Origin of the sequence: Bradyrhizobium sp. 1(2017), from assembly GCF_011602485.2 — a bacterium.
GTDB lineage: Bacteria > Pseudomonadota > Alphaproteobacteria > Rhizobiales > Xanthobacteraceae > Bradyrhizobium.
On sequence record NZ_CP050022.2, the window covers coordinates 7,061,471 to 7,074,411 of the forward strand.

The window sequence follows — 12,941 nt, forward strand, 5'->3', positions numbered from 1 at the left end:
CCGCGCGGGCGTGCATCGCCTCAAGCGCCTCATTTCAGACGGATTTCAGACATGACGCAGGTCGACCACACCCGTATGGCCAACGCGATCCGCGGCCTTTCGATGGACGCCGTCGAGAAGGCCAAGTCGGGCCATCCCGGCCTGCCGATGGGCGCCGCCGACATCGCCACGGTGCTGTTCACGCAATTCCTGAAATTCGATGCCGCCGCGCCCGCCTGGCCGGATCGCGACCGCTTCGTGCTCTCGGCCGGCCACGGCTCGATGCTGCTCTACTCGCTGCTGTACCTGACCGGCAATTCCGAAATGACGCTGGATCAGATCAAGCAGTTCCGCCAGGTCGACTCGCTCACCCCCGGCCACCCCGAGAATTTCCGCACCAAGGGCATCGAGACCACCACCGGCCCGCTCGGCCAGGGCATCTCGACTGCGGTCGGCATGGCGCTCGCCGAGAAGATGCTGGCCGCCGAATTCGGCAAGAAGATCGTCGACCACCACACCTATGTGCTCGCCTCCGACGGCGACCTGATGGAGGGCGTGTCGCAGGAAGCGATCGCGATGGCCGGGCACTGGAAGCTCAACAAGCTGATCGTGCTCTACGACGACAACGGCATCTCGATCGACGGCCCGACCTCGCTCGCCGATTCCGTCGACCAGGTGAAGCGCTTCAAGTCCGCGGGCTGGGCCGCCGAGAAGATCGACGGCCAGGACCAGGCTGCGATCGCCGACGCCATCACGCGCGCGAAGAAATCGAACAAGCCGACGCTGATCGCCTGCCGCACCACCATCGGCTTCGGCGCGCCGCACAAGGCCGGCACCTCGAAGGTGCATGGCGAGGCGCTCGGCGCCGAGGAGCTCAAGGCCGCCAAGGAAAATCTGGGCATCTCGCTCGAGCCGTTCGCGGTCGCCGAGGACGTGCTGAAGGCGTGGCGTGAAGCAGGCAGCCGCGGCGCATCGGCGCGGCAGGAATGGGAAGGACGGCTCGGTGAACTCGGCAGCCGCAAGCGCGCCGAGTTCGAGCGCCGCCTGCGCCATGAGCGTCCGGCCTCGCTGGCAAAGGCGCTGCGGGCGCACAAGAAGGAGCTGCTGGAGAAGCCGCTGACGGCGGCGACCCGCAAATCATCGGAAGCGGCGATCGAGGCGATTGCGGCCGCGATGCCGATGGAGTTCCTGGCCGGCTCCGCCGACCTCACCGGCTCCAACAACAACAAGGCGAAGTCGGCGACCGCGTTCTCGGCCAAGACGCCGAAGGGCCGCTTCATCCATTACGGCATCCGCGAGCACGGCATGGCCGCCGCGATGAACGGCATTTTCCTGCACGGCGGCTTCGCGCCGAACGGCGCGACCTTCCTGGTGTTCACCGACTACGCACGTCCGGCGATGCGCCTCGCCGCCCTGATGGGCGCCGGCGTCGTCTACGTGATGACGCACGACTCCATCGGCCTCGGCGAAGACGGCCCGACCCATCAGCCGGTCGAGCATCTCTCAGCGCTTCGCGCCATTCCCAACATGCGCGTGTTCCGTCCCTGCGATTCCATCGAGGTCGCGGAGTGCTGGGAGCTCGCACTCAACCGCATCGACGGCCCGACCGTGCTGGCGCTGACGCGCCAGAACCTGCCGCAGCTGCGCACCAATGCACCCAACGACAATCCGTGCGCGGCCGGTGCCTATGAACTGGTCGCTGCCCAAGGTGACGCCAAGGCAACGCTGTTCGCCTCCGGCTCCGAGGTCGAGATCGCGGTCGCTGCCCAGAAGCAGCTCGCGGAACGCGGCATCGCGTCGCGCGTTGTCTCCGTTCCCTCGCTCGAGCTGTTGTTAGCGCAACCAGAGGCAAAACGCGCCGCCATCATCGGCAACGCGCCGGTGAAAATTGCGATCGAGGCCGCCGTGCGCTGGGGCTGGGATGCCGTGATCGGCCAGGATGGCGAATTCATCGGCATGCATTCGTTCGGCGAAAGCGGTCCTGCCAAGGAGCTCTACAAGCATTTCGGCATCACTGCCGAGGCCGCGGTTAACGCCGTGCTGAAGCGCGTTTCCTGAGAGTTGAGCTTGCCGCAAAAAAGGACTACGTAATCTCTCATATGATCAAGCACCGCCCGGCCGAACCGGGCGCCCGCCCCTAAAAAACCCTCGCAGGCGCGCAACGCGCGTTGTGCGGGATGACAACGGTCATTGAAGGAGACGAAACATGGCAGTCCGCGTCGGAATTAACGGTTTTGGCCGCATCGGCCGCAACGTCCTGCGGGCGATCGCCGAGTCAGGCCGCAAGGACATCGAGGTCGTCGGCATCAACGATCTCGGTCCGGTCGAGACCAATGCCCATCTGCTTCGTTTCGACAGCGTCCATGGCCGCTTCCCCGGCACTGTCACCGTCGACGGCGACTCCATCAGCCTCGGCGCCAACAAGATCAAGGTGACCGCCGAGCGCGATCCCTCGAAGCTGCCGTGGAAGGACCTCGGCGTCGACGTCGCGCTGGAGTGCACCGGCATCTTCACCTCGAAGGACAAGGCCTCCGCGCATCTGACCGCCGGCGCCAAGCGCGTGCTGGTCTCCGCGCCCGCCGACGGCGCTGATGCCACCATCGTCTACGGCGTCAACCACGACACGCTGACCAAGGATCATCTGGTCATCTCCAACGGCTCCTGCACCACCAACTGCCTCGCGCCGGTCGCCAAGGTGCTGAACGATCTCGTCGGCATCGAGACCGGCTTCATGACCACGATCCACGCCTATACCGGCGACCAGCCGACGCTGGACACGCTGCACAAGGATCTCTACCGCGGCCGTGCGGCGGCGATGTCGATGATCCCGACCTCGACCGGTGCTGCGAAAGCGATCGGCCTCGTGCTCCCCGAGCTGAAGGGCAAGCTCGACGGCGTCGCGATCCGCGTGCCGACGCCGAACGTCTCGGTCGTCGACCTCAAGATCGTCGCCAAGCGCGCCACCGATGCCAAGGAGATCAACGCGGCGATGAAGCGCGCCTCCGAGCAGCAGCTCAAGGGCATCCTCGGCTACACCAGTGCGCCGAACGTCTCGATCGACTTCAACCACGACCCGCACTCCTCGACGTTCCACGAGGACCAGACCAAAGTGCAGAACGGCACGCTGGTGCGCGTGATGTCCTGGTACGACAACGAGTGGGGCTTCTCGAACCGCATGGCGGACACCGCCATCGCGATCGCGAAGAAGATCTAACTCCGCTCTCGTGTCCCGGACGCGGAGCAGCGTGAAACGCTGCTCCGCAGAGCCGGGACCCATTCACGGGATTCGCTGCAACGTGGGTCCCGGTTCTGCACAGCGGCGCTCCGCGCCGCAATGCGCCCGGGACAAGGAAGCGTCCGATGACCAACAAATTCCGTACCCTCGACGACGTCGACGTGAAGGGCAAACGCGTGCTGCTGCGCGTCGACCTCAACGTGCCCATGGAGAACGGGCGCGTCACCGACACGACGCGACTCGATCGCGTAGCGCCGACCATCACGGAGATCGCCGGCAAAGGCGGCAAGGTCATCCTGCTTGCGCATTTCGGCCGGCCGAAGGGACGCGATGCCAAGGACTCGCTCAAGCCGGTCGCAGAAGCGTTGTCGAAGGTCGTGAAGGCGCCCGTCGCCTTCGCCGACGATTGCATCGGCGAGCCCGCGGCACAGGCCGTCGCCGGCCTGAAGGACGGCGACATCCTTTGCCTGGAGAACACCCGCTTCCACAAGGAAGAGGAAAAGAACGATCCCGCCTTCGTCGCGGAGCTGGCAAAGCTCGGCGATATCTGGGTCAATGACGCATTCTCGGCCGCGCACCGCGCCCACGCCTCGACCGAAGGCCTCGGCCACAAGCTGCCGGCCTATGCCGGGCGCACCATGCAGGCCGAGCTCGATGCGCTGGAGAAGGCGCTGGGCTCGCCGACCAAGCCCGTCATCGCGATCATCGGCGGCGCAAAAGTCTCGACCAAGATCGACCTGCTCGAAAACCTCGTGAGCAAGGTCGACGCGCTCGTGATCGGCGGCGGCATGGCCAACACCTTCCTGCACGCCCAGGGCGTCAGCGTCGGCAAGTCGCTGGCCGAGAAGGATCTCGCCGCCACCGCGCTGCGCATCATGGAGAAGGCTGAAGCCGCCAATTGCGCGATCATCCTGCCCGTGGATGCCACCGTCGCCTATCATTTCGCGGCGAACGCGCCCTCGCACGCCTATGGGCTCGACGCGATTCCCGCGGACGGCATGATCCTCGACGTCGGCCCGCAATCGATCGCACGCGTCCATGCCGCGATCGACGACGCCGCAACGCTGGTCTGGAACGGACCGCTCGGCGCATTCGAGATGCAGCCGTTCGACCGCGGCACGGTCGCGGCCGCCAGGCACGCCGCCGAGCGCACCAAGGCGAAGAAGCTGATCTCGATCGCCGGCGGCGGCGACACCGTCGCCGCGCTCAACCAGGCCGGCGTCGCCGGCAGTTTCACCTACGTCTCGACCGCCGGTGGCGCGTTCCTTGAATGGATGGAAGGCAAGCCCCTGCCCGGCGTCGAGGTGCTGCGCGTCAAGTAAGGTCCAATCGGCAGACATTGAGCGGCCTTGGAAGGCCCAAACGGGAGAAAAAGACAGATGGCTCGGATCACGTTACGTCAATTGCTCGACCACGCGGCGGAGAACGATTACGGCGTACCGGCCTTCAACATCAACAATATGGAGCAGGCGCTGGCGATCATGGACGCGGCCAACCAGGTCGACGCGCCGGTCATCATCCAGGCCTCGCGCGGCGCGCGCTCCTACGCCAACGACGTCATGCTCAAGCACATGATGGACGCGGTGACGGAGATCTATCCGCACATTCCGGTCTGTGTGCATCTCGACCACGGCAACGAGCCGGCGACCTGCATGACCGCGATTCAGGCCGGCTTCACCTCGGTGATGATGGACGGCTCGCTCAAGGCCGACGGCAAGACCCCCGGCGACTGGGGCTACAATGTCGGCGTCACCAAGACCGTGACCGACATGGCCCATCTCGGCGGCATCTCGGTGGAGGGTGAGCTCGGGGTGCTCGGCTCGCTCGAAACCGGCATGGGCGACAAGGAGGACGGCCACGGCGCCGAAGGCAAGCTCAGCCACGACCAGCTCCTGACCAATCCGGACGAAGCCGTGAAGTTCGTCCAGGAGACCAGGGTCGACGCGCTCGCGATCGCGATGGGGACGTCGCACGGCGCCTACAAGTTCACCCGCAAGCCGGACGGCGACATCCTCGCCATGAACGTGATCGAGGAGATCCACCGCAAGCTGCCGAACACGCACCTGGTCATGCACGGCTCCTCCTCGGTGCCGCAGGACCTCCAGGACATCATCAACGCCTATGGCGGCAAGATGAAGCCGACCTGGGGCGTGCCGGTGGCCGAGATCCAGCGCGGCATCAAGAACGGCGTGCGCAAGATCAACATCGACACCGATAACCGCATGGCGATGACCGGCCAGATCCGCAAGGTGCTCAAGGACAATCCGGAAGAGTTCGATCCGCGCAAATATTTGAAGCCGGCGATGGAGGCGATGACCAAGCTGTGCAAGCAGCGCCTCCAGGAGTTCAACACCGCCGGCCAGGCCTCCAAGATCAAGAAGGTCCTGACCACCGCCGAAATGGCCAAGCGCTATGCCAAGGGCGAGCTCGACCCCAAGGTGGCGTAAGGCACTCTCTCCGCCATTCCGGGGCGCCGCAAAAAGCGGCGAGCTGGGATGCGCAATTGCGCATCCGAGAATCCCTGGTGCCACCATCTACGCGGATTAATGGATTCCGGGCTCGCGCCAAGGGGCGCGCCCCGGAATGACCCGCCTCCCCCCTTTACCCTGCGACGAACGTTAACTCGGCAATTGCCCGAGAACGGTCTATTTTCACGGGCAAGGGCAGAATCGTTTTGGGAGGACATCTCGATGAATCTGACTGAGCTCAACAGGATCGCAACGGCCATGGTCGCGCCCGGCAAGGGGATCCTTGCCGCCGACGAATCCTCCGGCACCATCAAGAAGCGCTTCGACGCGATCGGCGTGGAATCGACGGAAGGCAACCGCCGCGACTATCGCGAGATGCTGTTCCGCTCCACGGAGGCCATGAGCCAGTACATCTCCGGCGTGATCCTCTACGACGAGACGATCTGGCAGGATGCAGCCGACGGCACGCCGCTGGTGAGCCTGATCGAACAAAGCGGCGCCATTCCCGGCATCAAGGTCGACGAGGGCACGCAAGCCCTGCCGATGTGCCCGGGCGAGCTCGTCACCGCCGGGCTCGACAAGCTCGCCGAGCGACTGAAGAAATATTACGAGCGTGGTGCGCGCTTTGCCAAATGGCGCGCGGTGATCGACATCGGCAGCGGCATTCCTTCCATGACGGCGATCAGCGTCAACGCCCATGCGCTGGCGCGCTATGCCGCGCTGTGCCAGGCCGCACAGATCGTGCCGATCGTCGAGCCGGAAGTGCTGATGGATGGTGATCACGACATCGATCGCTGCTATGAGGTCACGCAGCGCGTGCTCAACAAGACGTTTCAGGAGCTGCGCGTGCAGCGCGTCGCGCTCGAAGGCATGGTGCTGAAGCCGAACATGGCGATCTCGGGCAAGAAGTGCACGAAGCAGGCCTCCGTGGAGGACGTCGCGGAGAAGACAATTCGGCTGCTGAAGGCCTGCGTGCCGGCGGCGGTGCCCGGCATCGCCTTCCTCTCCGGCGGCCAGTCGGACGAAGAGGCGACCGCCCATCTCAACGCCATGCACAAGCTCGGCCCACTGCCCTGGGGCCTGACCTTCTCCTACGGCCGCGCGCTGCAGGCCGCGCCGCAGAAGGCCTGGTCCGGCAAGGCCGAGAACGTCGCAGCCGGACAGCGCGCCTTCAGCCATCGCGCCCGGATGAACGGTCTTGCCTCCAAGGGCGAATGGCAAAGCAGCCTGGAAAAGAAGGCGGCCTAGATCTTGTCGAACAAACCGCCTCCGCCGCGTCCGGCGCCGCGTCTCTATCTCGCGACGCCTGTCGTCGATGATCCCGCGTCGCTCGTCGCCGAGCTGCCGGCGCTGCTCGCCTCCGCCGATGTCGCCGCCGTGCTGCTGCGCCTGAAAGAGACGGACCAGCGCACGATGATCTCGCGCATCAAGGCCCTGGCGCCGGCGGTGCAGAAGGCGGGAGCCGCGCTGCTGATCGACGGCCATGCCGAGCTGGTGGCGCGCGGCGGCGCCGATGGCGCGCACCTCACCGGCCTTGCCGCGCTGGAGGAGGCGGCGCCCTCGCTCAAGCCCGACCGCATCGCCGGCGTCGGCGGCCTTGCCACGCGTCATGATTCCATGAGCGCGGGCGAGATGGGCGCCGACTACGTGCTGTTCGGCGAGCCCGACGAAAAGGGCCAACGCCCCTCGCCGCAGGCGATCGCCGAGCGGCTGGACTGGTGGGCCGAGCTGTTCGAGCCGCCCTGCGTCGGCTTTGCCGTTTCGCTGGAGGAAGCTCACGACTTCGCGGCCAGCGGCGCCGATTTCGTGCTGGTCGGCGCGTTCGTCTGGACCGATCCGCGCGGGCCCAAGGCCGCGCTGATCGAGGCCGATGCTGCCATCAAGAAGGCCCATGCGACGGCGACCGCGAGCCAAGATCCTGCGCGCCAAAATCCTGCGAGCCAGGAGCACGGCTAGCGCCCGACATGAAGCTCCCGCGCATCACCATCCTGGCCACGCTGCTGCTGACGACGCCCGCGGTGGCGCAGCTCCAGATCGCCCCGCCGGCCACAACGCCGAGCGCGCCCGCCGAGAAGCAGAAGGCCAAACCGCCCGCGCCTGCCAAGAAGAAGGAGGCGGCGCCGGCGCCGAAGGCTTCGCCATCTCCCAAGCCGTCGCCCTCCCCCAAGCCCGCGACCGTGATCCCTGCGCCTCCGGCCGACAATCCCAATGTCGATCTGGTGTACGGTGCCTATCAGCGCGGCCAGTACAAGACGGCGTTCGAGCTCGCCAACGCCCGCGCACAGGCCGGCGATCCCAAGGCGATGACCATGCTCGGCGAGCTCTATTCCAACGCCATGGGCATCCGCCGCGACTACGGCAAGGCGGCCGAATGGTACAAGCGCGCTGCGGATGCCGGCGACCGCGAGGCGATGTTCGCACTCGCCATGCTGCGCATCTCCGGCCGCGGCGGCTCGGTCGACAAGGGCGAGGCGGTCAAGCTGATGGCCTCCGCCGCCAAGCTCGGCGAGCCCAAGGCAGCCTATAACCTCGCTCTGCTCTATCTCGACGGCCAGACCCTGCCTCAGGACGTCAAGCGTTCCGCCGAGCTGTTGCGCCAGGCCGCCGATGCCGGCCTGCCCGAGGCGCAATATGCGCTCGCGACCTTCTACAAGGAGGGCACCGGCGTTCCAAAGGATCCCGAACGATCGGTGCGACTGCTCCAGGCGGCCTCCTTGGCCGACAATGTCGATGCCGAGGTCGAATATGCCATCGCCCTGTTCAACGGCACCGGCACGCCGAAGAACCACCCGGCGGCGGTCGCGCTGCTCCGCAAGGCATCCCGCCAGGGCAGTGCGATCGCGCAGAACCGGCTGGCGTGGGTATTGATCAACGGCATGGGCACGGCGGTGGACAAGGTCGAGGGCTTCAAATGGCACCTGGTGGCCAAGACCGCCGGCAAGGGCGACCCGGAGCTCGACAAACAATTGTCCGATCTGCCGGCCGAGGACCGGGCCAAGGCGGAGGCTGCAGCCAAGAAATGGCTCGGGACCAAATGACTTGACCCAATGACTTGACGCAAGCGCCCCCGCAGGGCACCCCATCCCCCAGACAGCCGCGATTTCGCGCCATTCCCCCCATCAAGACCGAAAGCCCATGCTGTATTCCGCCACTATCAACGTCATGGTAAAGGCCGCGCGCCGCGCCGGCCGCAGCCTCAAGCGCGATCTCGGCGAGGTCGAGCATCTCCAGGTCTCGCTGAAGGGCCCGGCAAATTTCGTCTCGCTCGCGGACAAGCGCGCCGAGGAGATCCTGTACCAGGACCTCGCCAAGGCCCGGCCCGGCTACGGCTTCATCGGCGAGGAAGGCGGCACCCGCGAAGGCACCGACAAGAGCCATACCTGGATCGTCGATCCGCTCGACGGCACCACCAACTTCCTGCACGGCATCCCGCAATTCGCGATCTCGATCGGCCTCGTCCGCGAGGGCACGGTGATCGCCGGCGTGATCTACAACCCCGCCAATGACGAGCTCTACATCGCCGAGCGCGGCAAGGGCGCCTTCCTCAACGACCAGCGCCTGCGCGTGGCCGGCCGCCGCCAGCTCAATGAATGCGTGGTGGCCTGCGGCCTGCCCCATATCGGCCGCGGCGACCACGAGGAATTCCGCCGCGAGATGACCGCGATCCAGGATCGCGTCGCAGGGCTCCGCCGCTTCGGCGCCGCCTCCCTCGACCTCGCCTTCGTCGCCGCCGGCCGCCTCGACGGTTATTGGGAGCGCGATCTGCAGTCCTGGGACATCGCGGCGGGTATGCTGATGGTGCGCGAGGCGGGCGGGACGGTGACCGACATCGCGACGCCGGGCGACGCGCTGGTCACCGGGCACGTCGTGTGCGGCAACGAGTTCGTACACGGGGAACTGGTGAAGATCTTGCGGAAGTAGGCAGCGCCGAAAGCCGCTTGCTCTCCCTTGCCATTCCGGGGCGCGCCTCCTGGCGCGAGCCCGGAATCACACGCTCAGTGACCCGTGTGTGCCCGCGCCGGCGGTCCATACCGCTTGCCTTGCTTCGCTTCCGCCGGCTCGCGGTCCCCGCCCAGCACGCGCTGTACCGAGACGAAGAACACCGGCACCATCAGCAGCGCCAGGATCACCACCGCGATCATGCCGCCCATCACGATGCTGCCGAGCGCCTGCTGGCTGGCGCCGCCGGCACCGTGGGCGATGGCCATCGGCAGCACGCCGCAGATGAAGGCAAGGCCCGTCATCAGGATCGGTCGGAAGCGCAGGCGGCAGGCCTCGATGGTGGCTTCCACCAGCGGCTTGCCTTCTTTCCGCAGATCCTTCGCGAACTCGATGATCAGAATCGCGTCCTTTGCCGCGAGGCCGATGATGGTGATCAGGCCGACGGTGAAATAGACGTCGTTGGGCAGATTCCGCAGCGTCGCGGCGGCGACCGCGCCGACGATACCCAGCGGCACGGTGAGCAGCACCGCGAGCGGAATGGTCCAGCTTTCATAGAGTGCGGCGAGACACAGGAACACCACGAACACCGACAGCGCCAGCAGGAACGGCGCCTGCGAGCCCGAGAGCTTCTCCTGCAGCGACTGCCCGGTCCATTCATAGCCGAAGCCGCGCGGCAACCGGTCGGCGAGACGCTCCATCTCCGCGATCGCATCGCCCGAGGTGAAGCCGGGCCTGGCCTCGCCGGAGATGCGCACCGCCGGATAATAGTTGAAGCCGGCGATCTGCGTCGGCCCGCGCGCCCATTCGATGGTGGCAAAGGACGAGAACGGGACCAGCTGGCCGCGGCTGTTCTTGACGTTGTAGTTGAGGATGTCCTCCGTCCGCATGCGGTCGCGGGCGTCGGCCTGCACCACGACGCGCTGCATGCGGCCGCGGTTCGGGAAGTCGTTGATGTAGTTCGAGCCGAGATTGGTCGAGATCGTGTTGTTGATGTCCTCGAAGGTGACGCCGAAGGCGCCGGCCTTCTCGCGGTCGATCATCAGGTTGACCACGCCTGCCTCGGGCAGGCCTTCGATATAGACCTTCTGGAGCACGGGGCTCGCATTGGCCTCAGCGATCAGCTGGTCGGCGGCGCGCATCAACTGCTGATAGCCCTTCTGGCCGCGGTCCTGGAGGCGGAACGAGAAGCCGGACGAGTTGCCGAGATTGTCGATCGGCGGCGGCTGCAGCGCTGAGATCTTGGCATCGCGGATCGACGAGCCCAGGTCGCGATTGACGTCGTTGACGATCGCGGCGGCGGAGTCCTTCGGCCCGCGCTCCGACCAGTCCTTCAAGGTAATGAACGCCTGCGCGGTGTTCATGCCCTGGCCGGAGAAGCTGAAGCCGGTGAGGAAGGTGACGTTGTCGACCCCCGGCCGCTGCGCCAGGTATTTCTCCACCTTCTCGATCACGGCCTCGGTGCGGGCATAGGACGAATCCGACGGCGTCTGCACGTCGGTGGTGATGAAGCCCTGGTCGTCGACGGGCAGGAAGCCGCCGGGCAGATTGACGAAGGCCCAGGACAGGCCGACCAGCAGTGCGGCATAGACCAGCATCAGGCGGCCGGTGCGGTTCAGCGAGAAGCCGACGGTGCGCGCATAGCGTTCCTTGGCGCCTTCGAGCATGCGGTTGAACCAGCCGAACACGCCCTTCTTCGCGTGACCGTGACCGGCCTCGACGGGCTTGAGCAGGGTCGCGCACAGCGCCGGCGTCAGCGACAGCGCGAGGAAGGCGGAGAAGCCGATCGCGGCGACCATGGTGACGGAGAACTGGCGGTAGATGATGCCGACCGAGCCCGGGAAAAACGCCATCGGCACGAACACCGCCATCAGCACCAAGGTGATGCCGATGATGGCGCCGGTGATCTGCGACATGGCTTTGCGCGTCGCTTCCTTCGGCGGCAGGCCTTCCTCGGCCATGATGCGCTCGACGTTCTCGACCACGACGATGGCGTCGTCGACGAGGATGCCGACCGCGAGCACCATGCCGAACATCGAGAGCATGTTGATGGAATAGCCGGCGAGCAGCAGCGTGGAGCAGGCGCCGAGCAGCGCCACCGGCACCACGATGGTCGGAATGATGGTGTAGCGGATGTTCTGGAGGAACACGAACATCACGACGAACACCAGCACCACGGCCTCGACCAAGGTCGTCAGCACCTTCTTGATCGAGGCCTCGACCACGGGCGTGATGTTGTAGGGGATCTCGTAGGTGATGTTGGCCGGGAAGAAGCGCGACAGCTCCTTCATCTTCGCCTCGACCGCGCTCGCGGTCGCCAGCGCATTGCCGGTCGGCGACATCAGCACCGAAAGGCCGGCGGTCGGCTTGCCGTCGAGCCGCGTGTTGAACTGGTAGCTGAGGCCGCCGACCTCGACGCGCGCGACGTCGCGCAGACGCACGGTCGAACCGTCGGCATTGGCGCGCAGGATGATGGCGCCGAACTCGTCCGGGGACGAGAGCTGGCCCTTGACCAGCACTAGCGCCGATGTGCGCTGGCTCGAGGTCGACGGCTCGGCGCCGATGCTGCCGGAGGCAACCTGCGCGTTCTGTGCGGTGATCGCCTTGTTGACGTCGTCGGCGGTCAGCCCGTAACCGACGAGCTTGGCCGGATCGACCCAGACGCGCAAGCTGCGCTCGGTCGAATAGAGCGTGGCACGGCCGACGCCGGGAATGCGGCGGATCTCGCCCAGCACGTTGCGGATCATGAAGTCGCCGAGTCCGACCTCATCGAGGCTGCCGTCGGTCGAGTTCAGCGTGATGATCTGAAGCACCGCGCTGGAGGCTTCCTCGATCAGGATACCCTGCTGCATCACCGCGCGCGGTAGACGCGCCTCGACGCGCTTGATGCGGTTCTGCACCTCGACCGAGGCGGCGCTGGTGTCGGTTCCCGGCTGGAAATTCGCGATGATCTCGACCTGGCCGAGCGAGTCGCTGGTCGATTCGAAGTTGAGAATGTTGGCGGCGCCGTTGAGCTCCTCCTCGATCAGCCGCGTGACGCTGTTGTAGAGGTTTTCCGGCGAGGCGCCGGGATAGCTGGTCGAGACCGAGATCGAGGGCGGCGCGATGATCGGATATTGGGCGATCGGCAGCAGCGGCACCGCAATCGCGCCGATCAGACAGATGAACAGCGCGACCACCCAGGCAAAGATCGGCCTGTCGATGAAGAAACTCGGCATTTGCCGCTCTACCCTCGTTGTTTCACTGGTTCCTCATGACGAGGCGCGGAACGCGCGTCTCGAACCATGAAGTGCCCGGCTGTCGCCCGCGGTCAACCTGAA

Annotated in this window: 9 protein-coding genes; 8 read left to right on the plus strand and 1 reads right to left on the minus strand. The window is 66.1% G+C overall.

Annotation, left to right across the window (positions count from 1 at the left end):
• Window positions 1-51: 51 nt before the first annotated feature.
• The 8 genes from tkt to HAP40_RS33545 all read left to right on the plus strand — a co-directional run bounded on the left by tkt (window position 52) and on the right by HAP40_RS33545 (window position 9,603).
• Window positions 52-2,037 carry a transketolase gene (gene tkt, locus HAP40_RS33510; protein ID WP_166813226.1) on the plus strand — a complete coding sequence of 662 codons (1,986 nt, stop codon included), beginning with the start codon at window positions 52-54 and terminating at the stop codon, window positions 2,035-2,037.
• A 148-nt stretch (window positions 2,038-2,185) separates the two neighbouring features.
• Complete coding sequence (gene gap, locus HAP40_RS33515) at window positions 2,186-3,193, plus strand: type I glyceraldehyde-3-phosphate dehydrogenase (RefSeq protein WP_166813224.1); 1,008 nt, start codon at window positions 2,186-2,188, stop codon at window positions 3,191-3,193.
• A gap of 146 nt (window positions 3,194-3,339) precedes the next feature.
• Complete coding sequence (locus HAP40_RS33520) at window positions 3,340-4,536, plus strand: phosphoglycerate kinase (RefSeq protein WP_166813222.1); 1,197 nt, start codon at window positions 3,340-3,342, stop codon at window positions 4,534-4,536.
• Between the two features lie 57 nt (window positions 4,537-4,593).
• Window positions 4,594-5,661 carry a class II fructose-bisphosphate aldolase gene (gene fba, locus HAP40_RS33525; RefSeq protein WP_027561126.1) on the plus strand — a complete coding sequence of 356 codons (1,068 nt, stop codon included), beginning with the start codon at window positions 4,594-4,596 and terminating at the stop codon, window positions 5,659-5,661.
• A gap of 243 nt (window positions 5,662-5,904) precedes the next feature.
• On the plus strand, window positions 5,905-6,930 hold the full coding sequence (locus tag HAP40_RS33530) for a class I fructose-bisphosphate aldolase (RefSeq protein ID WP_166813220.1): 1,026 nt from the start codon (window positions 5,905-5,907) through the stop codon (window positions 6,928-6,930).
• A gap of 3 nt (window positions 6,931-6,933) precedes the next feature.
• Window positions 6,934-7,638, plus strand: a complete 705-nt coding sequence (locus tag HAP40_RS33535; RefSeq protein ID WP_166813218.1) for a thiamine phosphate synthase — start codon at window positions 6,934-6,936, stop codon at window positions 7,636-7,638.
• Between the two features lie 8 nt (window positions 7,639-7,646).
• Window positions 7,647-8,720 (plus strand): tetratricopeptide repeat protein, encoded by a 1,074-nt coding sequence (locus HAP40_RS33540; RefSeq protein WP_166813216.1) that lies wholly within the window; start codon window positions 7,647-7,649, stop codon window positions 8,718-8,720.
• 97 nt (window positions 8,721-8,817) lie between these two features.
• Complete coding sequence (locus HAP40_RS33545; protein ID WP_166813214.1) at window positions 8,818-9,603, plus strand: inositol monophosphatase family protein; 786 nt, start codon at window positions 8,818-8,820, stop codon at window positions 9,601-9,603.
• A 74-nt stretch (window positions 9,604-9,677) separates the two neighbouring features.
• On the opposite strand, the gene HAP40_RS33550 is transcribed toward HAP40_RS33545, so the two are convergent.
• Window positions 9,678-12,839, minus strand: coding sequence for a multidrug efflux RND transporter permease subunit (locus HAP40_RS33550; protein ID WP_166813212.1), 3,162 nt, complete (start codon window positions 12,837-12,839; stop codon window positions 9,678-9,680).
• Window positions 12,840-12,941 lie beyond the last annotated feature (102 nt).

Bases quoted from the DNA above. Each gene is read 5' to 3' on its own strand.
- tkt (WP_166813226.1), top strand. From the start codon at position 52: ATGACGCAGGTCGACCACACCCGTATGGCCAACGCGATCCGCGGCCTT.
- gap (WP_166813224.1), top strand. From the start codon at position 2,186: ATGGCAGTCCGCGTCGGAATTAACGGTTTTGGCCGCATCGGCCGCAAC.
- HAP40_RS33520 (WP_166813222.1), top strand. From the start codon at position 3,340: ATGACCAACAAATTCCGTACCCTCGACGACGTCGACGTGAAGGGCAAA.
- fba (WP_027561126.1), top strand. From the start codon at position 4,594: ATGGCTCGGATCACGTTACGTCAATTGCTCGACCACGCGGCGGAGAAC.
- HAP40_RS33530 (WP_166813220.1), top strand. From the start codon at position 5,905: ATGAATCTGACTGAGCTCAACAGGATCGCAACGGCCATGGTCGCGCCC.
- HAP40_RS33540 (WP_166813216.1), top strand. From the start codon at position 7,647: ATGAAGCTCCCGCGCATCACCATCCTGGCCACGCTGCTGCTGACGACG.
- HAP40_RS33545 (WP_166813214.1), top strand. From the start codon at position 8,818: ATGCTGTATTCCGCCACTATCAACGTCATGGTAAAGGCCGCGCGCCGC.
- HAP40_RS33550 (WP_166813212.1), bottom strand. From the start codon at position 12,839: ATGCCGAGTTTCTTCATCGACAGGCCGATCTTTGCCTGGGTGGTCGCG.